The organism is Lysinibacillus sp. Ag94 (genome assembly GCF_023242215.1).
Taxonomy (GTDB): Bacteria; Bacillota; Bacilli; order Bacillales_A; family Planococcaceae; genus Lysinibacillus.
The window spans coordinates 199,832-226,496 of sequence record NZ_CP096780.1 but is presented as its reverse complement, the minus strand read 5'-3'; the positions used below and the strand labels follow the sequence as shown (position 1 = coordinate 226,496).

The following is a 26,665-nucleotide window of genomic DNA, read 5'->3' as shown; positions in this document are numbered from 1 at the left end:
CTTTATAACAGCCATCTCTCATTGGACATACTTTGCATTTTTCAATGTCAAAATAATAGGTCTGACTTTGACTCATACTCGTTCCTTTTTTACCCGTACGTGCTTTTCTTGTCGCGAGATGACCGGCCTTACAAACAAACATTCCAGCGTCTTTATTAAACTCAAACTTGTCTTCTTCTTTTCGTGGTCCTTGTGTTAAATTAAGGGTTTCTTGATTTGAAATCATCGGGGGCACCACCTGCACATTAGTCTTTTATTATAAAGGAAAGCGTGACTAAAATAATAGTGTGATACATTGCGTTGTTTGGAGAAGCATCGCTCGACTCCTGCGGGAAAGCGAGACAGACGAGACCCCGCACGAAGCGAAGCGTAGGAGGAGGCTCGGCGCTCGCCCGCGGAAAGCGAGCGGAATGCTTCGGAAAACAACAGTAGAGTCACAGTGCCAAATGAAAAAAGCGAGGTATTCAACGATTTACTCGTTAAATACCTCGCGATGTGAGAAGATATAGACTCTTTCAGTGCCCTCTATATAGAGTAGCCCTGTCTTTTTATAAATCTGAAACTTGAGCACCTAATTCTTTATTATTGTACATTTCAGTGTCCAATTCTTTTGTAATACGTGCTGTTGTCACACCTGCAGTCATTGAACCACTTACATTTAGTGCAGTACGGCCCATGTCGATTAATGGCTCAACTGAGATTAATACACCCGCAAGTGCAATCGGTAAATTAAGTGCTGATAATACTAGAATTGCTGCGAATGTCGCACCACCACCAACACCAGCTACACCAAATGAGCTGACAGCTACAACTGCAATAACAGTAATGATAAATACTGGATCAAGTGGATTAATCCCAACTGTCGGTGCAATCATAATCGCTAACATTGCAGGATACACACCAGCACAACCATTTTGACCAATAGATAGACCAAATGAACCCGAGAAGTTCGCAATACCCTCTGGTACACCAAGACGACCTGTTTGTGTTTTAATGTTCATTGGTAAAGCACCTGCACTTGAACGTGAAGTGAAGGCAAATAATAATGTTTCCGCAGTTTTCTTTAAATAAGTAAATGGATTTAACCCACTTAAAGTAAGAATTAATAAGTGTACGATAAACACGATCATTAACGCTACATAAGACGCCACAACAAACTTACCTAGATTATAGATTGCCCCGAAATCAGATGTCGCAACTGTACGTGCCATAATGGCTAAAATACCATATGGTGTTAAACGTAAGACAATTGTTACAACGCCCATTACTAATGCATAAATGGCATCCAAGCCCTTTTTAATAGTAGCTGCAGTGTCTCCATCCTTACGTGCTATACGTAAATAAGCAAAACCTAAAAATGCTGAAAAAATTACAACAGCAATTGTAGATGTAGAACGAGCCCCTGTTAAATCTAAAAATGGGTTCGCTGGGAATAACTCAATAATTTGAGTTGGTAAATCCGGCGCAGTTAATCCAGAAGTTTTTTCCTCTAAATACGCCCCACGCTCTGCCTCTGCAGCACCTTGCATAATATGTGAAGCATCTAAATTAAACACTGTTGCTGAAAAAATACCAACAGCAGCTGATACAGCAGTTGTGCCGATTAAAATAACTAAAATCAGAGCTGCCATTTTTCCGAAGTTTTTACCAACCTTCATTTTCGTAAAGGCGATTAAGATAGAAATGAAAATTAATGGCATCGCAACCATTTGTAGCAATTTTACATAACCAGTACCAATAATATTGTACCAATTTGATGTTTTAGCTAACACATCAGAATCAATACCATATATTAAATGGAGTCCAAGACCAAGTACAATACCTAAGCCTAGAGCCGCAAAAACACGATTTGAAAACTTAACGTGCTTTTTATTCATAAAATATAAAATTCCAACGAATACAAGTAAGACAGCAACGTTAAGAATAATTTGTAATGTAGACAATGAAAAGCCTCCTAAGACGTTTAATTATAATGTAATCGAATTATATACCTATAATCCCTATAATTCAAGTATGTTTTATTTAGATTAATAATTTTCTAAAGTGACAGAATTTTATTTCTTTTGATTATGCCCTAAAAACGAAATTTAATAAAAAATACTTATTGAATATGTTCGCAGAAAAGCGTCCGTTATAAAAAAGACTGTGGGCAAGCTTGCCTACAGTCTAACCTATTTCGTCTAATGAACGAGGTAGGTTTCTTTTTCATTATCATGAATGAGATAACAACTTCCCGAAATTTTTTTACATTGCTTTTTTACACGTGTCACCGCATCCGACAATTGGTCAACAGATTCAAATTGCTGATATTGATTAGTAATAACCGCAATGGATAGCGTGGTACAAGATAAAGGCTCTAATTCACCAGCTCTATTTTGTACTTGTAAGTATGTTAAATCCTCCACATCATAAAAGCTTAAAATAAATGCATCGAACTCATCAATAATTTTTTGACAGATTGGGGCAGCCTTATAATGCGGAAGAATCGCAACGAAATCATCTCCACCAATATGTCCTAAAAAATCTTCTGTACCTACGATATTTCTTGTCAAAATATCGGTTAAATACAGTAATAGCTTGTCCCCTTTATTAAAACCGTACGTGTCATTGTATGATTTAAAATGGTCTAAATCAAAATACATTAAACTATATTGCGGTAGCTGCAATGCTTCCTCTAGCTTTTCATCAATTAATTTATTGCCAGGAAGACTGCTTAATGGATTTAAAAAACTTGCAATAGCTACTTGTGTGTCTACGAGCTTCAACAGTAGCTCCCGAATACAAAGAGGTGGCTCTAGCACTAGAAATCCTTTTCAACAGTTGACATGGCTCTATTAAAAGTAATCTTAATTACTTGATAGCGTAGTATTTTTTTCACAATATACAATATATTCAATCAACTCATTGATATAAATTGTAAATAGTGTATGCTTATAATTAATAGTATTTTATTAACTTTTATAGGAATTAGTTATTTTTATAGTACTATACTAATTCAACCCCATAAGTAAAACGTATACCATGTATTAGTTGATTGGGGTGAAGGATGAGCAACTCCTTGGGGATCGTAGCGGAAATCGACCCCATGTATGGCAATAATTCTTTATAATAAAAAGATTTGTTCTTTATAGGGAAACCTATTTAGATAAAAACTATTTTCAAGGGAGGATCCTGTTAATGAGTTTGTCGATTCAACAATTATTGGACAACAAAGGAATTACACCAAAATCTGAACACCTTGAACTTCTAAAAGTGCGTTGGGAAGGTATGCAATCCCTTCGTGGTAATTTAGAAGGCATCGCCATTGATGATGCTGATATCGCTATCCGTAGCATCCCTGGAGGTGACCACATTGACTACTGATTTACACTTAAAATCTGTTGAAGAGTTAGCACCTTTACTTGAAACTAAAAAAATTTCCCCTGTCGAGTTGACGAAAGCAATTTTAGATTTTGCTGAAGAAAGTCAGCCTAAAATTAATTCATATATGGCTTTTTATCGTGAAGAAGCCCTAGCACAAGCACAAGTGGTAGAAAAGGAAATTTCGAATGGGCAGTATCGAGGAATGTATCACGGGATTCCTATGGCATTAAAAGATAATTTGTACTTTAAAGATAAGATAACGACGATGTCATCAAAGATTCATAAGGACTTCGTTTCAAATTATGATGCGACAGTTGTAGAAAAACTTCGTCATGCCGGTGTTATTTTCACAGGTAAATTAAGCATGCATGAGTACGCATGGGGCATCACGAATAATAATCCTCATTACGGACCCGTTCGCAATCCATGGGATTTGGATAAAATCCCTGGCGGTTCTAGTGGCGGCTCCGGCGCAGCAGTTGCAGCAGGGGCAAGCGTTGCATCATTAGGTACAGATACTGCAGGCTCTATTCGAATCCCTTCATCGGCCTGTGGAATTGTCGGCTTAAAGCCTACTCATGGGCGCGTAAGTAAATATGGCTGCTACCCTCTTGCTTGGAGCTTAGACCATATTGGTCCAATGACAAAGACAGTAAAAGACTCCGCCGGCTTACTTGAGATTATTTCTGGATTTGACCATAGAGACCCTACTTGTACAGACGTTCCAACAGAGAATTATGTACAGCAAATCTCGGGTAATGTGAAGGATTTAGTCATCGGCATCAACGAAGAATATTTCTTTAACAGAGTAGATTCCGATGTGGAGAAGGCTGTTCGGGCAAGTATTCAAAGCTTAGTGGATCAAGGAGCAAAGGTTGAGACCGTTCGAATTCCTGCCTTGCAATATGCAGAGTGGGCAGAGCTCGTTACTTCCCTTTCGGAGGCAGCTGCAATCCATCATTCCGATTTACAGAAAAGACCACAGGATTTCGGAGATGATATTCGTCTGTTATTTGAACTAGGTGAATTACCATCTGCGGTTGATTACCTACAGGCTCAACAGGTACGACGACAAATAAAGCAAGAATTTACACAGATTTTTAATCAGGTTGATGTACTTATTACACCTACATTGCCTGTAGTGGCAAGTACTATTGGTGATGACTTTGCGTATATAAACGGTGAAAAAGTTGATTTAATTGATAATATTATTCGTTTTACAGGCCCAAGTAACTTAACAGGGTTACCTGCCCTTTCTGTTCCTTGTGGCTTTAAAGGTAATTTACCAGTAGGCCTCCAAATCATTGGTCCTGCCTTTAAAGAAGGTCGTATTCTTAACGTTGGTTACGCTATTGAACAAACGAACCCAATGAAAAATAGAAAACCTAATATTTTCGCTAATATCTAATTTTAATAATGTGGGCGAATCTGCTTGCTTTACGGACTTTGTCTGTAGAACTTCAGCAGATTCTTTTTAATTGGTTGATTTATCAGTAATTCGCATTGTCTTATCAGCTATTTTATGATAAATAATAGAAGCTCAATCACAAGAAAGGTTGTTTGATATCCTAATGAACGTAGAGAACTTTTTACGATTACCTATTACAAAAGATTTTACAGTTATTGCTGGTCGCAATGGTTTACATAAACCCGTTCAAAATGTGGAAATTCTTGACTTTGAATTTTCACCTGATATTCAAACTGTGAGAGAAACGATTTTCACACCGAATAGTGTTATTTTAAGCAGTTTATTATTCGCAAAACAAAAGCCAGAATATTTATGGTATGCCGTGAAAAACCTTATTGAGCTGGGGGCAAGTGCTCTTGCTTATAAACCTGTTATCTATGAGGATTTGCCTAAGGAAGTGATCGTCTATGCAGATGAACACAATTTCCCGATATTGCGATTTGGCGGAGATGAATTTTTTGAAAAGATTATTTTAGAAACGATGGCCTATGCAAAAACGCAGGACTATTCATTCTTTTTAAATACGATTATGCGACGTATTATGGAGGAAGAAATAACTGATGAACAAATAAAGTCTATTTTACAGCAAATCAATAAGCCCTTTGAAAAATATATATTTGTTGCTAATATTCAAACGCAAGATCATGCAAATAGTCAATGGATGCAATCCCTTTTCCAATTAGAGCCTCTATTGAAATCTGGTATGATTTGTACCTATAAAAAGAGCCTCTTCATTGTTATGACCCATCCATCACAGCAATTTCAATTTAAAAAAACTCTCAATGAATGGTTAACGTTGTTTGCGATCTCGACGGATTCAATGACCTTCGGCTATAGTCGTTGTCACATAACACAAACAGAATTCCCTATTGCTGTTCATGAAGCCTTTTATGCACGCATCATGGCTGAAATTGAAACGGCTCCTATATGTCATTATGAGAACCTCGCTTCCAATTCGTTATTAATTGAACTGCATCGTAAGGACGCTAAATTTGCTATGGACTATGTAAATAGCTATCTTGGTCCCCTATTCGAGGAAAAAGTTGATCCGGACTTAATGAAAACAGCAATCACCTATGTCGTAAAACAAGGAAATATTAAAGAAGTAGCCGTTGCTCATTTCTGCCATCCAAACACAATCCGTTATCGTATGTCAAAAATACGCCAGCTAGTAGCACCTTTAGAAAATGATTATGTTTTTTATGAGCGCATAGCTGCAGCCGTTAAATTGTACTTATTACATAGCAAAACGATTGTTGAATGACAGCTTTGGAATAAGTACAAAAAAACGCCTGAATCTTTAGAATTAAAATCAAACTATTTTCTCCCATCTCATGTTATTCTATTGAAGTTAGGAGGAGGAGGAATGATGAAACAATACATAGCTGATGGTATGCTAGTAGTCACTGCAATCGTTTGGGGTAGCGGTTTTGTCATAACCGCTATTGCATTAGAATATTTAACAGCCTATCAAGTAATGGCAGGTAGATTTTTATTAGCTTCAATTATCCTGACAGTCTTATTTGGATATAAATTAAAAAAAGTTTCAAAATCAGTTATCTGGAAAGGTGTTTTGTTAGGAAGCATTTTGTATATTGCCTTTGCCCTTCAGACAGTAGGGTTACAATATACAACACCATCTAAAAATGCATTTTTAACTGCTGTAAATGTCATTATTGTCCCAATTATTGCGTTTGCGGTTTACAAGCGTCGTATAGATGGCTACGAGATTATCGGTTCGCTTATCGCTATTGTTGGTATTGGTTTTCTATCTTTGCAGGGCTCACTAACAATGAATATCGGAGATGCCCTTTCCTTAGCTTGTGCTGTCGCCTTTGCCTTTGATATTTTTTGTACGAACCTTTTTGTCCAAAAGGAAGATGCCATTGCTCTGACGATTATTCAATTTATCACAGCATCTCTTTTAGGTGTTTTGGTCGTAGTCAGTCAAGGCGATATCCCAACTACTCTTGAAAGAGAGGCAATCTATTCAATCGTTTATTTAGCCATTTTTTCAACTACCCTCGCCTATCTTTTTCAAAATATTGCGAATCAATATACATCTGCTACAAAGGCCGCGATTATCCTGTCAACAGAATCCTTCTTCGGCATGGTTTTATCCGTTATATTCTTACATGAAGTATTAACAAGTCGTATGGTTGTAGGGGCAGTACTGATTTTACTCGCCATATTAATTGCGGAAGTAAAGCCCGCACATCCTAAAAAGCGAATGATGAAGAGCTCTCGATAACGATCTTCAAAATAGTTTCAGTCCTACTGAAGCTATTTTTTATTAAACACGGCTAGTTATGATACTTGTAGTAATCCCTGCTACCAAAATTGTCATAATAGAAAGCAATAATGTATTAGAAGATAAAAGCAGTCCCCCTATGACGATGACGATTGAATCTATCATAAAAATAAGTATCCCGACATTAATTCCAGTTTTATCACTTAAAAATTGGGCAATCAAATCTGTACCACCAGTGCTTGTCTGAAATCTAAGCATCAAACCAACACCAAAGCCCATAAGTACCCCTCCGAATATGGCGCTATAGATGGCATCTACATGAATAAGATTCCGGACGGGCTTTAGTAAATCGATACTAAGAGAATATGCGAATAATCCATGGATACTATTGTAAAAATACGCTCTGTATTTATACCAAGAAATAACGAAAATTGGGATACTAATAATGATGATCATTAAACCTATTTTAAGCTTATATATATAGTGTAAAATAAGCGCTATCCCTACAACGCCCCCATCTAAAATTTGATAGGGCGTTAAGAATAAGTTTATCCCTAATGCTACCGCTGCACTTCCTATAAGAATGACCAAGCCTTTCGTAAAAAAATACATACAACACCCCTTTCGAGACTTGCATGTTTTTATAGTATGAAAAAATTAATTTGAACATGTTATTGTTCACGTCTGTCGGTATAATAATAGTAATATTTTTTATCGAGCTTGGTCGCTAAATTTCTCACATTTAACTTCTTGCAACGGATGTCACAGAATCGGAAAGAAGTCAGTAAAGAATGTTAGCAGTTATCGTGCAGTCCTAAGCACAAAGCTAATTCCAGATGCTTTTGTTTATCTGCGCGACAGCGGGGCGACAGCGGCAATTATGCCCGGCATAATTGCTTGTGATGGTGCTCCGTTTCGATGGATTGTATACACAAAAAAATGCCCTTCTGCATATAAACAAAAGGGCAATATGAAGGAAAAACTATTTATGTTTTACCTTCATTCGATCCAGTAAAAATCCACCTTTAAATGATTTAGGCTCGTACGAAATAATAAAAGCATTCGGTTCATAATGCTCAACAATTTGGAACAATTCCGTCTCACGGTTTCTCTTTGTTAATATTTCATATTTATAGCGGTTACTATCTCTCCCCTCACCAATGTAAATCGTGACCGCAAACCCTTCATTCCGAAGAAATTTCACAAGTTCCTCATTCTTATTTTGCGTATTAATAGTCGTATAAACATAGCCAATCGCTAATTTACGTTCAATTTTGGCCCCTAAAAATATACCCAACCCAAAGCCAATTGCATAAAAGACCATAGCTAACATACTTTGCTTCCCACTAAAGACGAGTGAAAGGCCAAATACATACACTAACATCTCCAGCATACCGAATATGGCGGCAAGGAAAGTAACGTTTTTCACTAAAAGTATTGTACGTAACGTTAAAAAAGGTACATAAATTAATTGAAGTATTAAAATCAGAAATATACTTTGCATTTTGTAAGAGACCTTTCAAAAGTAGTTTTATATGTTTTAAATATATGTTGTGACATCGGCTTGCATTCTATCTATTTTCTAGATTTCCTAACAATTAATATTTAAACATCTACTTTTCATAAAAAAATGTCACCTACTATAAAAGTAGATGACATTTTGTTTATTATAGAAATCTTTTAAGTGTCCCCATGCGCTTTTGCCCAATACTATTTGGGCGGGGAACTTTGAGTGGTGGGTATTTAAAGGACACCTCCGAAATGAAGTGTCCACTTTAATGGTTACCCTTTTTAAATGACTAGCAATCCGAATTCATTGGTACTTTATTTTTTATTAGTTCGTCTATGTAATACTCTTTTAACCAAACTTCCAATTTCATTCTTTCTTCATGACACATATGTGAATTCATAGTTACTTGTAGTTCTTCAATAACTTCTTTAGCAGTCTTTAGATTCATTTATACCCAACCTTTCCATAAGGTTCATGATATTCCATTTTAAACTGCATTACAATACCTAATTTTACCCTTTTATAGGGTAGTCTTATGAAATAAAGAGACAGCCGTAAATTTAATATTCTCCGGTAATAAAGATGAAAAAGAATAAACCTGACCAAAGCAAGCCAAATAAAAATAGCAATATTCTTTTTTAACTTTATTGATGATAGATTAAAATAAGTACTTGCCCCTCTTTCGCATAAAAAAAATGTCATCTACTATAGAAGTAGACGACATTTTTTATAGATTTCCTTTAAGCTTCCCCATGCATCGGGTCTTCCTTATGCTTTGGCCCAATCATGTTGAATAAAATATTAAGAATAATCGCTGTGACAGAACCACAGACGATACCGTTAGATGTTAGAAGAGATACACTTTCTGGTAGTGCATCAAAGATTCCAGGAACAACTGATACGCCTACACCAAGGCTAACTGCAATTGCAGCAATCATGGCGTTTTCCGCTGATTCATTCATAACAGGTACTAGCATGCCCATACCTTGCGTAATAACCATACCGAACATTGCAAGCATTGCCGCACCAAGTACTGGTGTTGGAATAATCGTTGTTAATGCTGCGATTTTTGGTAGGAAACCAAGTGCTACTAGTAAGCCACCTGTGATGTAAATGACTTTGCGGTCTTTGACGCCTGACATACGTGTAAGTCCCACGTTTTGTGAGAATGTTGTATATGGGAAAGCGTTGAAAATACCGCCGATAACAGAGGCTAGACCTTCTGAACGGTACCCACGTGATAAATCTTTTGAATCTAATTTTTTATTACAAATATCACTTAGTGCAAAATAAACCCCTGATGACTCTACTAAAGAAACCATTGCTACAAGCGTCATTGTAATGATTGCAGATAAATTAAATGTTGGCACCCCAAAATAGAATGGCTGAACCATGTGTAATACGGCTGCATCTGAAACTGGGCTAAAATCAACCTTCCCCATAAATACTCCTAGGATTGTCCCCACGACTAATCCTATTAAGATGGAGATTGCACGAATGAAACCTGTAGAAAAACGATAAACGACTAAAATAATAACCAATGTAATAAACGCTAAAGTTACATTAGAACCAGATGCAAAATCTGCTGCATCTTGTCCACCTGCCATATTGTTTAAAGCTACTGGTAGTAAAGAGATACCGATAATCGACACAACCGAGCCTGTAACAACTGGTGGGAAGAATTTTACTAACTTACCGAAAAAGCCTGCAATTATCATAACGATTATACCTGATGCAATAATAGATCCATAAATATCAGTAATACCTTGTTCAGGATTTGTACCGATTGCAATAATTGGACTAACTGCTGTAAATGTACAGCCTAGTACTACTGGCAAACCAATACCGATCATTTTACCTGAATACACTTGTAACAGTGTTGCGACCCCACACATCATTATGTCAATCGCTACTAAATACGTCATTTGTGTTGAATCAAAGCCGATTGCCCCACCAATAATCAGTGGTACTAAAATGGCTCCTGCATACATCGCAAGTAAATGTTGAATAGCTAGCGTCGTCGATTTAACGGTATTCATTACGCATTAGCCTCCGTAGCAAATGTTACTTTGCCATCCTCAAGAGAGTCTACAATTGCTAATGATTCTACACGTACTCCTTGCTGGCGTAATAATTTCCCACCGTCTTGGAAGCCTTTTTCAATAACAATCCCTACACCTACAACATTTGCACCAGCTTGTGCTGCGATATCAAGCAAACCTTTGACAGCTTCCCCATTAGCTAAGAAATCATCAACAATTAGAATGTTATCATCTTCATTTAAGAAATTACGTGATACTGAAATATCATTTGTTTCATTTTTGGTGAAAGAATGTACTTTTGAAGAATATAGATTATCTGATAATGTTAGTGATTTACGTTTACGTGCAAACACTACAGGGGCACCGATTTCAAGACCTAGCATTACAGATGGTGCGATACCAGAAGATTCGATTGTTAATATCTTTGTGATGACTTGATCAGAAAATCGATTTGCAAACTCATGACCAATTTCCTTCATAAGTATTGGGTCAATTTGATGATTTAAAAATGAATCTACTTTTAGTACAGATGAAGATAAAACTTTACCCTCTTGTGTAATTTTGTCGTGTAATAACTTCATTTCCTTGATAGCCTTCTTTCTTATAGTAATAGCTCTTCATGAGCAACGCATTCCGTTACAGGCAAGCGCCAGAAGCAATGCAAGTAATAAAAAACGCTGAATACTTTGATTCCAATCATCTACGAGTGGAGCAAAGCATTCAACGTAAAAACGTCGAAACGAATAGAAAACACTTTTATGAGGTCTTCTAAAGCATTGCTACCCATAGTCGATTTATTTACGGTAAATCGGTAGAAACTTGCGAGCCATATTCTCGCTATTATATGAGTGAAATAGTATTAAACTGTATCATCACCAAAACGTGTGGTTGATTTCCGTTCCGACTGGGCGCTTTGTTGCTGCCGCTTCGCTTTCGCACAGAAAAACATTTGTTGCTGCCGCTTCGCTTTCGCACAGAGCAAAGCTTCCTGGGGGCGTCCAGCCTTAACTCCAATCAACTAATTTACATAGTATACATTTTAACAAAAGTCATTCTCAACTTTTGGTGATGAACCATTAAAGAAATTCCTAATATTTATCACGCCTTGGCGCCATTTCCAAAAATGGTACTTTATTCGGCATGTGCTTATTTCTCACACTAAATAAAGTCTGTATTTTCGGAATTCACTATCATTCTAGTAAGTTTCAATTGCAAACGTTCGTGTTTTACAATCAACGTAATGATTATATCAGACTATTTTCGAGCTTGCTAGTCATTATTTTGATAAATGGAAGGGCACTGTCATAATGACGATATTTCTGTGAAATAATAGCGAAGCACGAATTAATAGACTCGATTGATTGTGTAACATATGATGCCATCCTTTTTTCGGTAAAAACTGTGGAATAATAACAGTTACTTGATAGCCTGATTTCGTACATTGATGTTCAACTTTATCAATAAACTTCATCAACGGTTGTGTAATACTTCGATATGGTGAATAGTATGTTACAAGCCGTATGTCTGGCTGCCAAGCTTTCCATTTCTCCTCAAACGCTTTTGCGTCCGCTTGATCGAAGGCCACATAAAAGGCAATAATTTTATCAACGTTTAATGTCTGCGCGTAATGCAAGGTGTTTTCTACTACTTTCGTAATACCAGCAACAGGGACAATGAAAACATTCCCCTCTACATTCGGTAATTCCACATTATCTAATCTTAGCTGTTCACCAACTGTTTTGTAATGCTGTTTAATACGATGGAACGTCCAAATAATAATTGGTAAAAAGATAAACACGGGCCATACTTGAGGTAATTTTGTCACAAAAAACATCATGGCTACAATAAAGGAAATGATTGCTCCAACCGTATTAATTGTAAATTTAGCAAACCAACCTTTTGGCTTTTCACGCCACCATTTTCGCATCATTCCAGCCTGCGCTAAAGTAAACGGAATAAACACCCCTACTGCATAAAGTGGAATCAAATGCTCTGTTGTTCCATCAAATAAAAAGATTAAAACAATGGCAGCTAAACCAAGCATCATAATGCCATTTGAATAACCAAGTCGATCCCCGCGAATTTGGAATATTCTTGGGATAAATCCGTCCTTCGATAAATTGACAGCCAGTAAAGGAAATGCTGAATACCCTGTATTCGCAGCGAGTACTAATATCATTGCTGTTGTTCCTTGTACTATATAGTAAAAAATATTACGACCTACACTTGCCTCCGCAATTTGTGAGACAACCGTTGCTTTCGCATTTGGAGCAACTCCATAAAAATATGCTAGACTCACAATACCGATAAATAACACTGCTAAAATACCACCCATAGCCAGTAATGTTTTAGACGCATTTTTCGGCGCTGGATCTTTAAAATTTGGAATAGCATTTGAAATGGCTTCAACACCAGTCAAAGCTGAGCTTCCTGATGCAAATGCTTTTAATAATATAAATAAACTAATACCTGCAACTGGTGTACCGACCTTTGGATGTAACGCTGCAGGAACTTGCCCTGTTACTACGTTATAAACCCCTACCCCGATTAACATTAGCATCACGATCACAAACAAATAAACTGGATACGCTAAAACGGATGCCGATTCTGTAACACCACGTAGGTTTAGAATCGTTAAACATATAACAAAGAACACTGCGATAACCACGTTATAGGGATGCAGACTTGGAAATGCCGAAGTAATGGCATCTGTTCCAGCCGATACACTTACCGCAACTGTTAAAATATAATCGACAAGCAATGATCCACCTGCGACTAGACCAGCATTGACACCTAAATTTTCCCGAGAAACTACATATGCTCCGCCACCGTGTGGATACGCATAAATAACTTGGCGATACGAGAAAATAAGTGCTGTCAGTAACACAACTACCCCAGCAGCAATCGGTAGAGAATACCAAAAGGCAACCGTACTTACCGTCATGAGTACAATTAAAATTTGCTCAGGTCCATACGCTACTGATGACAACGCATCAGAAGATAGTATGGCAAGTGCTTTTGTTTTACTAAGCTTTTGTTCCCCTAACGCATCAGATCTTAATGGTTTACCGATAATATAACGTTTTAATGAGGATTTCATATTCAACACCTTCTAGTTTCATAGAATGTGTTTCGCATTTCTAAATCGATTACACTTTAGCATAATCGGTTTTTGTGCCAATCACCGGGGCCTTGTTTTATAAAATGAAGATAAAAAAATCTACAAGTCATCACTAAATAAGACTTGTAGACGCTCATTCGTCTGCCAAGCTCCACTTTTCTGCTCTTAACGCTTACGAGGTTAGCTGTCGGATTCGGGCCTGAGTAGCCCTACCCCTCAATAAATGAAGAGATTCACCCCAAGGATCACCTATGTAATCCAAAAAATTGGGTCCCCCGCGTCTAATTGCTTCAGCGATTTAGAAATTTGAAACTTTTATAATGATGTCATATTACGCCTGTATTAAAAAAAAGTAAAGATGAAGAAAACGGTTACAAAAAATTTTTTTCACTTGATATTTCGAAAATTTTAATTACGCCTACCATACGTGTGGTTGACTTCCGTTCCAACTGGGTGCTTAGCCGCTTCGCTTGCATTTCAGGTTCACCTCTATGAATTCCCACCGAGTCGCCTAGTCTCCCTCTATCATTCCTCAACCTCGGCTATTATTTGGAGAATAATGCTTTAACTTCTTTCAGCAAATGTTTGCTGTAGCGAAAGCGAAGTGTCAGCTACAGACATTATTTGTCTCGAAAACGTAGCGTAAAGTATAGACGTTTGGACACCCGCTGGAAAGTTACCTAAACCTGCCATTCATCTTACCACCTATAAAGAAGAGAGACATTTGGTACTGCTGTTTCATTTTCGTTCAAAAGGTGGAAGAAGTAAAAGCCACCTTATAAGTATATTCCCTCTTTTAAAATGGCTAAGTACATTAATCCTTGGATCATTTTAAAATGAAGCGAATATTTTGTTAGGATGCTTCAATACATTAGGATACACAAACAATATCAAAGTCCTTCACTAAATCAAAAACATTTCGAATTTAGAAAAACATTGAGCAAACTCCTTCACATTTTCTTCTTCTAGCTATAAAATAATAATAAAATATCATTTTCCTCTAGGAAACTTTATTTCACTTGCGATACTCTTTGAAATGAGGGAACAACATGGTTTACAAACGAATGAATAAATCGCCCGCTGAGGCGGTTTTAGATGGAGATATAAAAGGTTGGCGACGAATCTTACCATTTCTTGGCCCAGCCTTCATCGCAGCAGTTGCCTATATTGATCCAGGCAACTTCGCAACAAATATAACAGCAGGTTCACAATATGGATATTTACTTCTGTGGGTAATTGCCTTTTCCAATTTAATGGCGGTGTTAATTCAATCCTTGTCGGCAAAGCTTGGTATTGCGACAGGCAAAAATTTACCCGAAATAGCACGTGAAAATTTTACTAGAAAAACTTCTATATTTTTATGGATACAGGCTGAATTGGTCATTATCGCAACAGACCTAGCAGAATTTATTGGTGCTGCACTAGGGCTGTACTTGTTATTTAACATTCCAATGTTGCCTGCAGCACTTATTACCGCAGTCGGCTCATTTGCTATTTTAGAATTACAGCGCAGAGGCTTTAGAGCGTTTGAGGCAGGTATTTCTGGCATGGTGCTTATTGTTGTTTTAGCGTTTGCATTCCAAACATTTTTGGCACAGCCAAATTGGGTCGATGTAACAGTAGGCATGTTCACACCACGCTTTGATGGTGTAGATTCGATTTTACTGGCAACAGGTATTTTAGGAGCAACCGTTATGCCACATGCTATTTACTTACATTCTTCACTAACTCAAAGTCGTATCATCGGCCGGAATGATGCTGAAAAAAAACGTATATTCCGTTTTGAATTTATTGATATTATTATCGCGATGATTGTCGCAGGCGCTATCAATATGAGTATGCTTGTTATTGCTGCAGCAGTATTCCATACTCAAGGCGTAGTAGTTGAAGACTTAGATATCGCTTATAACGGATTAAAAGCAGCACTTGGTCCGATGGCGGCCGTGTCCTTTGGCCTTGGGCTTCTTATAGCGGGTCTTGCTAGCTCTTCAGTTGGTACACTCGCAGGTGACGTTGTGATGCAAGGCTTTATTAGAAAGAAAATTCCACTCTATTTACGCCGTGCTATTACAATGCTACCTCCTCTGGTGATCATTGCATCCGGCGTTAATGCAACATATGCGCTTGTCCTAAGCCAGGTTATTTTATCCTTTGGTATTGCATTTGCTCTTGTACCACTTGTGATGTTTACAAGTAAACGTGCCATCATGGGAAGCCTCGTCAACCATCGTATTACAACTATATTAGGATGGATTGTCGTGGTGATTGTAGTCGTTTTAAATCTTTATTTATTATGGCAAACGGTATTTGGTTAATAAAATGCCAGACACAAAGACCTTCAATTGGTTTTGTGTCTGGCATTTTTACATGTAAGGGGCCTTTTCAGAACGTGGAGTGATTTCACGCTTTGTTTCTGACGCTTCGTTTCTCTACGCTTTCACAGCTAAAATACATTGTTGCTGACGCTTTGCTTTCGCTACAGAAAACATTTGCTAAAAGAAGTTAAATATCTATCTTCTCAATGTTTCGGAATGATAAATAGGCCACGCTAATACCGATAATAGCTAAAGTGATTGGGATGAAAATAATATCATACAAACTGAAATTACCCGTATTTGATGAAACAACCGATACAATTAATATGGATGATACAATCGTTGCCGGAACGGAGTATTTTTTCATGCCAAAATACAATGGTATTAATGCGATGAATGATGCTGCAACTGCATTCATGATCACAACGGGAATTCGTTGTATTATGAAAGAGAACGACAATGGATCTGAAAGCAGTTGGAAACTCTCACTAACAGTACAAAAGACTGCTGTTATAAAAATCGTCGATAAAATAATTGCACAAAAAGTAAAAAGAACAACAATGGCTAGCTTTGAAGCAATTAATTTTTTTCTACTTAATGGATACATAAATGCTACAGTGATGGTTTTATATTTAAATTCTCCAATAATGAATTTGGCGATTAACACACTGGCAAAAATAATAAACACTGCTCTTACACCAGAATCTATAAAGCCAAATGCCGCCTGATAATTTCGAAGATCTTGATCCCCTTCTACTTTAGTAATAAATATAAGCATAAATGTAACACCTAGTAATATAAAATTTGCAAAAACAGCTTTTTTTATATATGAACCGATATGAAATTTTTTCATTTCTAGACGCATTAAATTAAGCACTAACTACACCCCCATTAATTAACTTCAAGAAATAATCCTCTAATGAGCTTGTTTTTTTGCTAATGCCCTCAATTTCAATATCATGCGCAATCAATGTTTTAGATAGCACCTTTTGTGAAGCTGTCGAATCATAAATTCGAATGCAATTGTCATCCATTAGTTTGAAATTAGTAATATTTAATGTACTTTCTATAATAAAGGCAGCCTTTTGCCCATTATTGACGATCACTTCAATATAATCTGTTTGACTACGATTGACGGCGTCCATTGAAACTTCCTTAATCAATCTTCCATCTTTAATAACCCCAACTGTATCTGCCAATTGTTCAATTTCACCCAAAATATGACTAGAGATAATAATCGTAATTCCATACTCTTTACAAAGCATCTTAAACAGTTCTCGAAGCTCTTTAATGCCAACTGGATCTAGTCCATTAATCGGCTCATCTAAAATAAGTAATTCCGGCTTAGTAATAATTGCACGCGCAATACCCAACCGTTGTTTCATCCCAAGAGAAAAGTCTTTTACACGCTTATTCTCCGTATTTGTTAATTTTACTAAATCTAGAACATGCGCAATCTCTTTCTTGTCATAGTAGCCCATATATTCGCAATGTAATTCTAAGGTTTCCTTTGCTGTTAAATTTTCATAAAAAATCGGGTATTCAATAATCGTTCCCATCCTTTTCAGCACGTCGAATGAGCGGTCCATTAATTTTTCACCAAAGATTTCAATATCTCCACTCGTTGGCTTCGTAAGGTTTGTGAGCATTTTCATAACTGTCGTTTTTCCGGCACCGTTAGGACCTAAAAAACCGTATATCTCTCCCTTTTTCACATGCATAGTGACAGCAGAAACGACTTCTTTTCCTTCAAACACTTTCGTAAGCTGATTTGTTTTCACAATATATGTCATGTAGATCTCTCCCTTAAATTTAGCTATCCTTATTATAAAAAATGAAACTCTCTAATTTATTACTTGATTCTTACAAATTTCTTAAGCGCAGAAGAAAAGCTTGTAAAGCTATAAAATTGCCCTACAAGCATGACTGCTCAATATGTCATTCGTTTTAAAGAAACTGTAAAAATGGTCTTCTCATATGGGATACTAGAAAGTTGAATGGAACCCTCCATTAATTCTACAAGACGTTTTGTAATGGTTAAGCCAAGGCCACTCCCCTGGAAGGATTTATTTCTGGAATCCTCAAGTGTATACATTCTTTCAAAAACATTATCAATATGATATTCGTCGATCCCCTGCCCACGATCCCAGACATCAATAAAAATATTCGTATCATCATTTCTTACTGTGAGCCCAATGATGTTTCCTGCTGCCCCATAGGCAACCGCATTTGACAGTAAATTATTCAAAACCCTATCTAGCGCTTCTTCATTGCCGTGTGCATATGCGGATATCTTTGGTATCGCAATATCGATTTCTAGTCCCATAGATGTGATCATATCGTAAAATGATAAAATATTTTTGCGGCAAATTTCACTTACATTAATTTTCGTCATTGGATAATCTGTATCTCCTGCCTCCAATTTTGCCAGGTCAAAAAATGTATGAATTATTTTCAATACTTCCAATGTTTTCGAATGAACGCCTGTGAGCAAACGTTGCCGCTCCTCTTCATTAAGTGATTGCTTAAGCTTAAGCATTTCCGTATAACCTAATACAACTGTTAAGGGCGTTTTAAGATCATGGGAAATATTAGACAACATCTTTTTCATAGAGCTTTCCATTTTCCGATGTGTCGCCAATACTTTTTGGTTGTGGTCTAGCAACGCATTCATCGCAATTAATAGCTGCTGTAATTCATGATTAGCTGTAGACACTAAAATCTTCTCGCTCGATTGTTCGTTAATGATTGCTTGCAGTTTTTGATGCATGTATTGAATCATAGCGTTCTGTTGTTTTTTTGCTCTCACCTGAAAAATAATTATACCTACAAGTAACACAATCATCAGTAATAGTAATATCATCATCTGTTTATCCTTCGAATTTATAGCCGATTCCCCAAAGTGTTTTAATATATAGAGGATTGGATGGATCGTCTTCAATTTTTTCGCGTAATCTTCTTATATGTACATTAATAATATTTTCATCCCCATAATAAGCATCATTCCAAATCAATTGATAAATTTGCTGCTTTGTAAAAACTCGGTTACGATTTGTCACGAATAATTTTAAGATGCCAAATTCCTTTGATGTGAGCTTAATTTGCTGTCCATCCTTCTCAACTGAAAAATTAACAAGGTCAACCGATAAGTTGGCGATCTCGACAATATCTTTCTTCTCTTCTACTTGACTAGAGTATTTTGTAGCTCTACGAATTGCAGCTTTCACACGTGCCGAAAATTCCAGCATCGAAAATGGCTTCGCGATGTAATCATCTGCCCCTAATCCTAATCCTAACGCTTTATCAACATCACTATCCTTGGCTGACATAATGATAATTGGCAGTGATGCTCGCTCTCGTATAATCTTTAAAACTTCTAATCCATTAAGTTTCGGAATCATAATATCCAAGATCACTAAATCAAAAGAATTATTTAAACAATTCTGTACTGCTTCTTCTCCATTTTCTGCAGAGGTGACAAGGAATCCCTCCATCGTTAAATAGTTTTCCACCATTTCACGAATAGCATCGTCATCTTCTACTAGTAAAATATGCTGTTGCACTATCCTGCACCTCTTCCTAACATAAAGTAGTCTATATATGACTTGCCGTTTCTTTGTATCATCACCATAACAAGGGACTGATTTTCATACTGGCAGGCGCTTTCGTTAATGCCGCTTCACTTCCGCACTGATAACATTCGCTACGCTCCAAGGTCTCATCTGTGACGCTAATCCCAAAGGAGTCGTCCAGCTTCCACTCCAATTTAATGTCTTACCCAAAATTTGCTGATGTGTTATTTATCTATCAGTTTACCATATTAAGGTTACGCTTCAAAAGTGGGCGACGATTGGACAAACTAAAGTTCTCTTTTTATTCTCGAGTCGTTCACTTGGTGTATTTTGATTGTACGTCTAGAATTACAAATTTATTATTTAACTAAAAAAACTGCCCTGCAAGTCATTTTCTATGACTCACAGGACAGTTTTATTTTTTATTGTTCGACTTTTAAATCACAATGCTCTAATGGAAGCATTTTTGTTTTATGCTTAATTTTATAGCCAAACCATAACAGTAAGAACAGTGGAATACCGATATATGAGACAAGGACTCCGTACCAATCTATTGTTTCACCCATAAAGGCATTGTAGTTTTGTCCAATAACAACAATCATACAAACCGTAAAGGCAAATAGCGGGCCGAATGGGAATAGCCTTGCTTTATACGGCAATAATTTCGGATCTAAGCCTTGTACCTCGAATGCTCGACGGAAACGATAATGGCTAAATGCAATACCTAACCAGGCAATAAAGCCAGACATCCCTGAGGCATTTAGAAGCCATATATAGACTACACCATCACCAAAGAATGAAGCTAAAAATGCTAGGCAGCCTATAGCTAAAGTTGCCAGTAATGCGTAAATCGGGATACCTCGACGGCTTAGTTTAGTGAAAATTTTCGGTGCATGTCCATCTACCGCTAATTGCCAAAGCATACGTGACGATGCGTAAAGCCCTGAATTCCCTGCTGACAGCATTGCCGTTAAAATGATTGCATTCATCAATGATGCAGCAAAGGCAACTCCTAAACGATCGAACACCAGTGTAAATGGTGAAACAGCGATATCTTCTGATAATAAACGTGCGTCTGTAAAGGGAATCAGCATCCCAATTGCAGCAATCGCTAAAATATAGAATAAAAGAATTCGCCAGAAAACAGACTTAACGGCTTTCGGAATATTTTTACCAGGGTCATCCGTTTCACCTGCTGTTATTCCAAGTAACTCTGTCCCTTGGAACGAGAATCCCGCAGCCAAGAAAATACCAAATGTAGCAAGGAGACCTCCGTGGAATGGTCCATCACTAATGAAGAAATTCGTAAAGCCTACAGGAGCTTGTCCTCCTAAAATACCAAAAATCATTAAAAAACTGATGATAATAAAAATGATTACTGTGACAACCTTTATCATCGCAAACCAATATTCACTCTCACCATAGCTTTTTACCGATAATAGATTGAACGTTAAAACTACAGCAATAAATAAAACAGTCCAAAGTGCTGATGAGCTATCTGGGAACCAATATTTCATAATTAATGAGACGGCAGAAATTTCTGCTGCGATTGTAATTGCCCAGTTGTACCAATAGTTCCAACCAAGTGCAAAACCTAAAGCTGGATCTACAAATTTTGTAGCATACGTACTAAAAGAGCCTGATGATGGCATATAAGCTGCCATTTCTCCTAAGCTCGTCATTAAAAAATACACCATGATACCGATTAATGCATAAGCGAGTAGTGCACCGCCAGGGCCTGCTTGCGCAATGGCACCACCACTAGCTAAAAACAGCCCTGTACCGATTGTACCGCCTAATGAAATCATTGTAATATGACGGCTTTTTAATTCTTTTTTCAGCTTCGGTGCTTTATGACCGAGCTGATTGACTTTTATTTCACTCACGATATAGCTTCCTTCCTTTTTAAGAGGCAAAAAAATGCCATCACATGAACGTTGCTGTGATGGCTAAGTAAATCCTCTGTTCCTTCAAAATGATAGCTCAACACGTTGTTCAAACGTGACAGTTCTGTTCCTTTCGGAGACAGCCCCAGCATGAGGTTTTCAAGTCCCCTCACACTTCGGCAGTATTTCCTTTCAGCTAATTTCTCTAATGCTTGTCATTTCCATTAACATACTCTTAAATACCGCGACCTCTACCTCAATACAAACATGAGGCATTAAATATTAAATTTATGATGGGTATTAGTTTAACATACGACCTATGGCATTTCAATAACCTGATTAATATTCTATTTTTTGCGAATTTTCCACTATTTTTATTTGTGTGATAAAGTGGTATAGTGATTCAATCAGAATTGTTCTATCAAGGGGGGGATTTATTTGACTACTCATGAACATACCGATACTTATCCTAGCAGAAAAATTAATTGGAAAGGCACAACCTTATTACTCGTTATCGGCGTAATTTGTATTGCCTCGACATTACGGATGCCGCTAACAGTTGTTGGACCAATTATTTCCTTTATTCGCGAAGACCTCGGCATATCCAATATACTAGCAGGCTTTCTAACAACGATCCCATTGCTAGCATTTGCAATCATTTCACCATTCGCACCAGTTGTCGCACGTAAAGTTGGACTAGAATTAACATTATTGTTATCAACTGTTCTTTTAGGAGGAGGAATTGTACTACGCTCCGTTGGCACAACTAGTTTACTCGTATTTGGTACGATGCTAATTGGTATAGCCATTTCATTCGGTAATGTACTAATTCCAGGATTACTTAAATTAAAATTTCCCTATCACGTAGGTTTACTTATGGCATTTTTCACAATGTCGATGAATTTAACGGCTGGACTCGGTGCTGGCATTAGCTATCCTGTTGCCAATTCATCACTTGGTTGGCAAGGCGCACTGGCAATCTCACTTGTTCTTGTGGTGTTAACCATTGTAATTTGGATTCCACAGTTGCAATTTAATAAGCCTGAACCGACTGTTAAGACTACGAAAGAACGTACACCATTATGGAAATCACCTGTTACTTGGGCAGTAGCGGGAGCTATGGGATTTCAGTCATTATTATTCTATACAACTGCCGCTTGGATTCCTGAAATTTATATATCACAAGGATTAGCTGCAGATCGTGCGGGCTGGATGTTTTCCATCATGCAATTTTCACAAGTTCCAATGGCATTAGCTGTGCCTATTATCGCTAGTAAAATGACATCTCAACGTCCTCTCGTTTTAATGTTTACGCTATTTTACTTAATTGGCTTTATCGGAGTAGTCATGGAATGGACAAGCCTTGCTGTACTGTGGATGGTACTACTAGGATTAGCCGGAGGTGCATCATTTGCATTAGCGATGATGTTCTTTACATTACGTACCCGTACAGCTTTTGAGGCAGCCGATTTATCAGGATTTGCACAATCATTAGGATATTTATTAGCCGCAATCGGTCCAATCTTATTTGGTTATTTACATGATTTATTCGGTGGCTGGAATACCGCTGGTTGGTTATTTGTTGTCGTTGTATTGATACTCTTCATATGTTCATTTAAGGCTTCTAAAAATGAATATGTAAATTAAAAATGGCACCTCATGATCTATGCCTAGGTATAATCATGAGGTGCTTTGTACTTGCACAAAAGCCTGAGTTCCTCTATTACAGTCGATGTTTAGACAGTAAAGGAAGTTAAAGTGAGCTGCCTTTCTCTACTAATAAGGTGGTTTCTGATAAAAATAGTTCGGTGTATTATAAACATTAACATAAGGCTTATGAAAAATATGGGTCGTAGCTGGTGAAAGAGGTGGAATCAACCACGTCCAATTGCCTGTAACTTCACGATTCGCTGCTGCTTCTGTTTCCTCAAACAATTTAAATTGCTGTGCAGCTGTATGATGATCTACTATGCTGACACCGTCTTCTTTAAAGGAATGTAGAACGGCTATATTCAGCTCAACTAATGCACGATCACGCCATAAAGAAGCCTGTTTCGTTGTATCAAGGTTAAAAATTTCTGCTATAGCAGGCAGCATATTATAACGCTCATGATCTGCTAAATTACGTGCCCCTATTTCGGTACCCATATACCAACCATTGAATGGGGCCGCCTCAAAATCAATACCTGCCATTTGGAAGCGCATACTCGAAATAATCGGCACTGCATACCACTTTAATCCTAGCTTCGCTACTTGAGAGGATTCTGGATGACGAATTGGTACCTCTAGTACATACTCGTCAGGGATCGTAAACACTTGTGGCTCCCTTCCATCCACCTGTACAACAAGTGGAAGCACATCGAATGCTGTTCTCTTTCCCTGCCAGCCAAGTGACTCACATACTTTTGTAAACTCAACAGAATGCAGATCACCAATGATTCCAGATTCCGTTTCATAGCCAGCATAACGGATTAGTTGATGATTCCATATACGAACTCGCCCCGGTGCAAAAACCGTTATTGTTGGACGAATCTTTCCACCATTTGTTGCATATTGAATATGTTTAAGCAATGCGTTGAAGATATCCTCCTCATTTGAAATATCGCGGGCATCTACAACATGCAGTGATTGCCAAAACAGTCGGCCAATGCACTTATTACTATTGCGCCAAGCAACTCGAGCACCAAAGATTAATTCTTCCGTTGTCGGTATATATTCTCCTGCCGTTTTAATTTGCTGTAATTTATTTTTAAGCCATGTTATAGACTCATTTTGCTCCACTTGATAAAGTTCTAAAAACCGCTGTACTTCTTGTAAATTCATATCGAATTCCTCCATCTACCCTCATATTAGAGGAATGGAACTATTATCACCACGAAAAAATCTGCCAGAAAACATACATATTTTATATATGAAATACTTTGTTCAATATTTTATATCATTTCTCTTTAATCTTTCTAAAACTATAATTATTTATGGATAATGGTGCTCATTTTTGGTAGTCATTAGGTGAATTTACAGAGGAAAAACTATTGAGAGATGGATTTGTTATTATAACGTTTTTACGCCTAAGTAAGTAATACACGAGATGCATTAGGGCACATTTACATACCCTTTGCAGTATTTAGGTATAGACGTTATTATGTGGGCCTTTCCTTAACGCTTGGTGATCTTTGTTTGTCAGTATAGTTGGCATAAAAAAAGCATGTCACACTAATGTGCAACATGCTTGATGACCCGTACGGGATTCGAACCCGTGTTACCGCCGTGAAAGGGCGGTGTCTTAACCACTTGACCAACGGGCCGTGGCTCCGAAGGCAGGACTCGAACCTGCGACAACCTGATTAACAGTCAGGTGCTACTACCAACTGAGCTACTTCGGAATAATGGTGGGCCTAAATGGACTCGAACCATCGACCTCACGCTTATCAGGCGTGCGCTCTAACCAGCTGAGCTATAGGCCCATTATTTTTTGGAGCGGGTGATGAGAATCGAACTCACGACATCAGCTTGGAAGGCTGAGGTTTTACCATTAAACTACACCCGCAGATGGTGGGTCAGGACGGAATCGAACCGCCGACACTTAGAGCTTCAATCTAATGCTCTACCAACTGAGCTACTGACCCGGAAAAATGGAGGAGGTAGAGGGATTCGAACCCCCGCGCGGTGTTACCCGCCTGTCGGTTTTCAAGACCGATCCCTTCAGCCAGACTTGGGTATACCTCCGGAAATTATATAAATGGTGGAGCCTAGCGGGATCGAACCGCTGACCTCCTGCGTGCAAGGCAGGCGCTCTCCCAGCTGAGCTAAGGCCCCATAATCAGGAAAGATGGTCGGAATGACAGGATTCGAACCTACGACCCCTTGGTCCCAAACCAAGTGCTCTACCAAGCTGAGCTACATTCCGATATTATTGGCTTATTTGGCGCGCCCGACAGGAGTCGAACCCATAACCTTCTGATCCGTAGTCAGACGCTCTATCCAATTGAGCTACGGGCGCATTTATAAAAAATGATGAGCCATGAAGGACTCGAACCTTCGACCCTCTGATTAAAAGTCAGATGCTCTACCAACTGAGCTAATGGCTCAAACTAAAAAATGAATGGCTGGGGTACTAGGATTCGAACCTAGGCATGACGGAATCAAAATCCGTTGCCTTACCGCTTGGCTATACCCCAATTATTAAATGGGGCGACTGATGGGAATCGAACCCACGAATGCCGGAACCACAATCCGGTGCGTTAACCACTTCGCCACAATCGCCACTATATGTAATGATAGTAGTCTTTGATAACGAGTACCTCGAAACCTGGCAGGGGCAGTAGGAATCGAACCCACACCAAAGGTTTTGGAGACCTCTATTCTACCGTTGAACTATGCCCCTAAAATGGTGGAGGGGGACGGATTCGAACCGCCGAACCCTAAGGAGCGGATTTACAGTCCGCCGCGTTTAGCCTCTTCGCTACCCCTCCAAGGGATGATGCCGGCGATAGGAGTCGAACCCACGACCTACTGATTACAAGTCAGTTGCTCTACCAACTGAGCTACACCGGCATAAAAATGGCGGTCCCGACCGGGATCGAACCGGCGATCTCCTGCGTGACAGGCAGGCATGTTAACCGCTACACCACGGGACCAAAATGGTGGAGGATGACGGGCTCGAACCGCCGACCCCCTGCTTGTAAGGCAGGTGCTCTCCCAGCTGAGCTAATCCTCCTGGGTATTATGCCTAGCGACGTCCTACTCTCACAGGGGGAAGCCCCCAACTACCATCGGCGCTAAAGAGCTTAACTTCCGTGTTCGGTATGGGAACGGGTGTGACCTCTTTGCCATCATCACTAGACTATTTTCGGCTTTCAATATACATCGTATTTCTTCGTCAGCTTCTGTCGTTCAGTCAGTCACGTACTTGAGTACGCTCCTTCCTTCTCTCCATCGCTTCCTCGAACTACTCGTATCTTGAAACCCTTGAAAGATTATTCTTTCAAAACTGGATAAACGGTGCATTGAATGTTTCAAACATTTTGGTTAAGTCCTCGATCGATTAGTATTCGTCAGCTCCATGTGTCACCACACTTCCACCTCGAACCTATCTACCTCATCGTCTTTGAGGGATCTTACTTACTTGCGTAATGGG

The 26,665-nt window shown here is 38.3% G+C and carries 20 protein-coding genes, 17 tRNA genes, 1 rRNA gene, 1 pseudogene, 3 riboswitches and 1 other annotated feature (1 of these 43 only partly in view); of the genes and pseudogenes, 6 read left to right on the top strand and 33 right to left on the bottom strand.

Going from position 1 to position 26,665, the window contains the following annotated elements; translation table 11 throughout:
• The 3 genes and pseudogenes from MY533_RS01090 to MY533_RS01080 form a co-directional block, all read right to left on the bottom strand.
• Positions 1 to 199 (bottom strand): annotated as a pseudogene (locus MY533_RS01090) (IS5/IS1182 family transposase); the annotation flags it as partial.
• 349 nt (positions 200 to 548) lie between these two features.
• The gene (locus MY533_RS01085) at positions 549 to 1,877 is read right to left on the bottom strand and encodes an L-cystine transporter (protein ID WP_305884024.1); all 1,329 of its coding nucleotides are present in this window, start codon (positions 1,875 to 1,877) and stop codon (positions 549 to 551) included.
• 303 nt (positions 1,878 to 2,180) lie between these two features.
• Positions 2,181 to 2,765 (bottom strand): GGDEF domain-containing protein, encoded by a 585-nt coding sequence (locus MY533_RS01080; RefSeq protein ID WP_248717697.1) that lies wholly within the window; start codon positions 2,763 to 2,765, stop codon positions 2,181 to 2,183.
• Between the two features lie 412 nt (positions 2,766 to 3,177).
• Here MY533_RS01080 and MY533_RS01075 point away from each other — a divergent pair, with 412 nt between their 5' ends.
• The 4 genes from MY533_RS01075 to MY533_RS01060 all read left to right on the top strand — a co-directional run bounded on the left by MY533_RS01075 (position 3,178) and on the right by MY533_RS01060 (position 7,082).
• Positions 3,178 to 3,363: a hypothetical protein gene (locus MY533_RS01075; RefSeq protein ID WP_248717696.1), complete on the top strand. Its 186-nt coding sequence runs from the start codon at positions 3,178 to 3,180 to the stop codon at positions 3,361 to 3,363.
• Positions 3,353 to 4,771 (top strand): amidase, encoded by a 1,419-nt coding sequence (locus tag MY533_RS01070; RefSeq protein ID WP_248717695.1) that lies wholly within the window; start codon positions 3,353 to 3,355, stop codon positions 4,769 to 4,771. Before MY533_RS01075 ends, MY533_RS01070 begins: the two co-directional genes overlap by 11 nt.
• A gap of 163 nt (positions 4,772 to 4,934) precedes the next feature.
• Entirely contained in the window at positions 4,935 to 6,095 is a 1,161-nt protein-coding gene (locus tag MY533_RS01065; protein WP_248717694.1) for a PucR family transcriptional regulator ligand-binding domain-containing protein, read from the top strand.
• A gap of 105 nt (positions 6,096 to 6,200) precedes the next feature.
• Positions 6,201 to 7,082 carry a DMT family transporter gene (locus tag MY533_RS01060; RefSeq protein WP_248719121.1) on the top strand — a complete coding sequence of 294 codons (882 nt, stop codon included), beginning with the start codon at positions 6,201 to 6,203 and terminating at the stop codon, positions 7,080 to 7,082.
• 42 nt (positions 7,083 to 7,124) lie between these two features.
• On the opposite strand, the gene MY533_RS01055 is transcribed toward MY533_RS01060, so the two are convergent.
• From MY533_RS01055 to MY533_RS22065, 6 genes are all read right to left on the bottom strand, one after another.
• The gene (locus tag MY533_RS01055; protein WP_132364738.1) at positions 7,125 to 7,694 is read right to left on the bottom strand and encodes a YitT family protein; all 570 of its coding nucleotides are present in this window, start codon (positions 7,692 to 7,694) and stop codon (positions 7,125 to 7,127) included.
• A 370-nt stretch (positions 7,695 to 8,064) separates the two neighbouring features.
• Entirely contained in the window at positions 8,065 to 8,586 is a 522-nt protein-coding gene (locus MY533_RS01050) for a DUF2179 domain-containing protein (RefSeq protein WP_248717693.1), read from the bottom strand.
• 746 nt (positions 8,587 to 9,332) lie between these two features.
• Positions 9,333 to 10,631 (bottom strand): nucleobase:cation symporter-2 family protein, encoded by a 1,299-nt coding sequence (locus tag MY533_RS01045; RefSeq protein WP_248717692.1) that lies wholly within the window; start codon positions 10,629 to 10,631, stop codon positions 9,333 to 9,335.
• On the bottom strand, positions 10,631 to 11,215 hold the full coding sequence (locus MY533_RS01040) for a xanthine phosphoribosyltransferase (RefSeq protein ID WP_132364746.1): 585 nt from the start codon (positions 11,213 to 11,215) through the stop codon (positions 10,631 to 10,633). The genes MY533_RS01045 and MY533_RS01040 overlap by 1 nt, the downstream gene beginning before the upstream one ends.
• 185 nt (positions 11,216 to 11,400) lie before the next feature.
• Positions 11,401 to 11,502, bottom strand: a riboswitch (purine riboswitch).
• A 408-nt stretch (positions 11,503 to 11,910) separates the two neighbouring features.
• Complete coding sequence (locus MY533_RS01035) at positions 11,911 to 13,734, bottom strand: APC family permease (RefSeq protein ID WP_248717691.1); 1,824 nt, start codon at positions 13,732 to 13,734, stop codon at positions 11,911 to 11,913.
• A 176-nt stretch (positions 13,735 to 13,910) separates the two neighbouring features.
• Positions 13,911 to 14,061: riboswitch (cyclic di-AMP (ydaO/yuaA leader) on the bottom strand.
• 258 nt (positions 14,062 to 14,319) lie between these two features.
• Positions 14,320 to 14,448, bottom strand: coding sequence for a hypothetical protein (locus MY533_RS22065; protein ID WP_256469493.1), 129 nt, complete (start codon positions 14,446 to 14,448; stop codon positions 14,320 to 14,322).
• Between the two features lie 356 nt (positions 14,449 to 14,804).
• Here MY533_RS22065 and MY533_RS01030 point away from each other — a divergent pair, with 356 nt between their 5' ends.
• Positions 14,805 to 16,070, top strand: a complete 1,266-nt coding sequence (locus MY533_RS01030; RefSeq protein WP_305883979.1) for an Nramp family divalent metal transporter — start codon at positions 14,805 to 14,807, stop codon at positions 16,068 to 16,070.
• 187 nt (positions 16,071 to 16,257) lie between these two features.
• Here the strand turns inward: MY533_RS01030 and MY533_RS01025 are convergent, their stop codons facing one another.
• From MY533_RS01025 to MY533_RS01005, 5 genes are all read right to left on the bottom strand, one after another.
• Positions 16,258 to 16,947 (bottom strand): ABC transporter permease, encoded by a 690-nt coding sequence (locus tag MY533_RS01025; protein WP_248717690.1) that lies wholly within the window; start codon positions 16,945 to 16,947, stop codon positions 16,258 to 16,260.
• Complete coding sequence (locus tag MY533_RS01020) at positions 16,940 to 17,863, bottom strand: ABC transporter ATP-binding protein (RefSeq protein ID WP_248717689.1); 924 nt, start codon at positions 17,861 to 17,863, stop codon at positions 16,940 to 16,942. Before MY533_RS01020 ends, MY533_RS01025 begins: the two co-directional genes overlap by 8 nt.
• Positions 17,864 to 18,000: 137 nt before the next feature.
• Entirely contained in the window at positions 18,001 to 18,936 is a 936-nt protein-coding gene (locus MY533_RS01015; RefSeq protein WP_248717688.1) for a sensor histidine kinase, read from the bottom strand.
• 4 nt (positions 18,937 to 18,940) lie between these two features.
• A complete protein-coding gene (locus MY533_RS01010; RefSeq protein ID WP_248717687.1) occupies positions 18,941 to 19,633 on the bottom strand; it encodes a response regulator transcription factor in 693 nt (230 codons plus the stop codon).
• A 431-nt stretch (positions 19,634 to 20,064) separates the two neighbouring features.
• A complete protein-coding gene (locus tag MY533_RS01005) occupies positions 20,065 to 21,528 on the bottom strand; it encodes an amino acid permease (protein WP_248717686.1) in 1,464 nt (487 codons plus the stop codon).
• An 85-nt stretch (positions 21,529 to 21,613) separates the two neighbouring features.
• A riboswitch (Lysine riboswitch) is annotated at positions 21,614 to 21,790 on the bottom strand.
• Positions 21,791 to 21,966: 176 nt separating this feature from the next.
• On the opposite strand from MY533_RS01005, the gene MY533_RS01000 reads away from it, so the two are divergent.
• Positions 21,967 to 23,175 (top strand): CynX/NimT family MFS transporter, encoded by a 1,209-nt coding sequence (locus MY533_RS01000; protein WP_248717685.1) that lies wholly within the window; start codon positions 21,967 to 21,969, stop codon positions 23,173 to 23,175.
• Between the two features lie 129 nt (positions 23,176 to 23,304).
• Here the strand turns inward: MY533_RS01000 and MY533_RS00995 are convergent, their stop codons facing one another.
• The 19 genes from MY533_RS00995 to rrf all read right to left on the bottom strand — a co-directional run bounded on the left by MY533_RS00995 (position 23,305) and on the right by rrf (position 26,371).
• Positions 23,305 to 24,351 carry a nitric oxide synthase oxygenase gene (locus MY533_RS00995; protein ID WP_248717684.1) on the bottom strand — a complete coding sequence of 349 codons (1,047 nt, stop codon included), beginning with the start codon at positions 24,349 to 24,351 and terminating at the stop codon, positions 23,305 to 23,307.
• Positions 24,352 to 24,761: 410 nt separating this feature from the next.
• Positions 24,762 to 24,833 (bottom strand) — tRNA-Glu (locus MY533_RS00990).
• Between the two features lies 1 nt (position 24,834).
• Positions 24,835 to 24,911: transfer RNA gene (locus tag MY533_RS00985), tRNA-Asn, on the bottom strand.
• A 4-nt stretch (positions 24,912 to 24,915) separates the two neighbouring features.
• A tRNA-Ile gene (locus tag MY533_RS00980) sits at positions 24,916 to 24,992 on the bottom strand.
• A gap of 9 nt (positions 24,993 to 25,001) precedes the next feature.
• A tRNA-Gly gene (locus MY533_RS00975) sits at positions 25,002 to 25,075 on the bottom strand.
• A gap of 3 nt (positions 25,076 to 25,078) precedes the next feature.
• Positions 25,079 to 25,154, bottom strand: a tRNA-Phe gene (locus tag MY533_RS00970).
• A 7-nt stretch (positions 25,155 to 25,161) separates the two neighbouring features.
• Positions 25,162 to 25,254 (bottom strand) — tRNA-Ser (locus tag MY533_RS00965).
• 14 nt (positions 25,255 to 25,268) lie between these two features.
• Positions 25,269 to 25,344: transfer RNA gene (locus tag MY533_RS00960), tRNA-Ala, on the bottom strand.
• 14 nt (positions 25,345 to 25,358) lie between these two features.
• Positions 25,359 to 25,435 (bottom strand) — tRNA-Pro (locus MY533_RS00955).
• A gap of 16 nt (positions 25,436 to 25,451) precedes the next feature.
• Positions 25,452 to 25,528 (bottom strand) — tRNA-Arg (locus MY533_RS00950).
• 15 nt (positions 25,529 to 25,543) lie between these two features.
• Positions 25,544 to 25,616, bottom strand: a tRNA-Lys gene (locus tag MY533_RS00945).
• 15 nt (positions 25,617 to 25,631) lie between these two features.
• Positions 25,632 to 25,706 (bottom strand) — tRNA-Gln (locus tag MY533_RS00940).
• A gap of 9 nt (positions 25,707 to 25,715) precedes the next feature.
• Positions 25,716 to 25,791, bottom strand: a tRNA-His gene (locus tag MY533_RS00935).
• A 47-nt stretch (positions 25,792 to 25,838) separates the two neighbouring features.
• Positions 25,839 to 25,912: transfer RNA gene (locus MY533_RS00930), tRNA-Trp, on the bottom strand.
• A gap of 4 nt (positions 25,913 to 25,916) precedes the next feature.
• Positions 25,917 to 26,000, bottom strand: a tRNA-Tyr gene (locus MY533_RS00925).
• 9 nt (positions 26,001 to 26,009) lie between these two features.
• Positions 26,010 to 26,082: transfer RNA gene (locus MY533_RS00920), tRNA-Thr, on the bottom strand.
• A gap of 7 nt (positions 26,083 to 26,089) precedes the next feature.
• Positions 26,090 to 26,165: transfer RNA gene (locus tag MY533_RS00915), tRNA-Asp, on the bottom strand.
• Positions 26,166 to 26,169: 4 nt separating this feature from the next.
• Positions 26,170 to 26,245, bottom strand: a tRNA-Val gene (locus MY533_RS00910).
• Positions 26,246 to 26,255: 10 nt separating this feature from the next.
• Positions 26,256 to 26,371 (bottom strand): 5S ribosomal RNA (gene rrf, locus MY533_RS00905).
• Between the two features lie 266 nt (positions 26,372 to 26,637).
• Positions 26,638 to 26,665: a sequence feature (16S ribosomal RNA rRNA prediction is too short), on the bottom strand (it continues 626 nt past the right edge of the window).

Bases quoted from the DNA above. Each gene is read 5' to 3' on its own strand.
- MY533_RS01030 (WP_305883979.1), top strand. From the start codon at position 14,805: ATGGTTTACAAACGAATGAATAAATCGCCCGCTGAGGCGGTTTTAGAT.
- MY533_RS01060 (WP_248719121.1), top strand. From the start codon at position 6,201: ATGAAACAATACATAGCTGATGGTATGCTAGTAGTCACTGCAATCGTT.
- MY533_RS01040 (WP_132364746.1), bottom strand. From the start codon at position 11,215: ATGAAGTTATTACACGACAAAATTACACAAGAGGGTAAAGTTTTATCT.
- MY533_RS01085 (WP_305884024.1), bottom strand. From the start codon at position 1,877: ATGAATAAAAAGCACGTTAAGTTTTCAAATCGTGTTTTTGCGGCTCTA.
- MY533_RS01015 (WP_248717688.1), bottom strand. From the start codon at position 18,936: ATGATGATATTACTATTACTGATGATTGTGTTACTTGTAGGTATAATT.
- MY533_RS01020 (WP_248717689.1), bottom strand. From the start codon at position 17,863: ATGACATATATTGTGAAAACAAATCAGCTTACGAAAGTGTTTGAAGGA.
- MY533_RS00995 (WP_248717684.1), bottom strand. From the start codon at position 24,351: ATGAATTTACAAGAAGTACAGCGGTTTTTAGAACTTTATCAAGTGGAG.
- MY533_RS01075 (WP_248717696.1), top strand. From the start codon at position 3,178: ATGAGTTTGTCGATTCAACAATTATTGGACAACAAAGGAATTACACCA.
- MY533_RS01050 (WP_248717693.1), bottom strand. From the start codon at position 8,586: ATGCAAAGTATATTTCTGATTTTAATACTTCAATTAATTTATGTACCT.
- MY533_RS01055 (WP_132364738.1), bottom strand. From the start codon at position 7,694: ATGTATTTTTTTACGAAAGGCTTGGTCATTCTTATAGGAAGTGCAGCG.
- MY533_RS01065 (WP_248717694.1), top strand. From the start codon at position 4,935: ATGAACGTAGAGAACTTTTTACGATTACCTATTACAAAAGATTTTACA.
- MY533_RS22065 (WP_256469493.1), bottom strand. From the start codon at position 14,448: ATGGCAGGTTTAGGTAACTTTCCAGCGGGTGTCCAAACGTCTATACTT.
- MY533_RS01045 (WP_248717692.1), bottom strand. From the start codon at position 10,631: ATGAATACCGTTAAATCGACGACGCTAGCTATTCAACATTTACTTGCG.
- MY533_RS01035 (WP_248717691.1), bottom strand. From the start codon at position 13,734: ATGAAATCCTCATTAAAACGTTATATTATCGGTAAACCATTAAGATCT.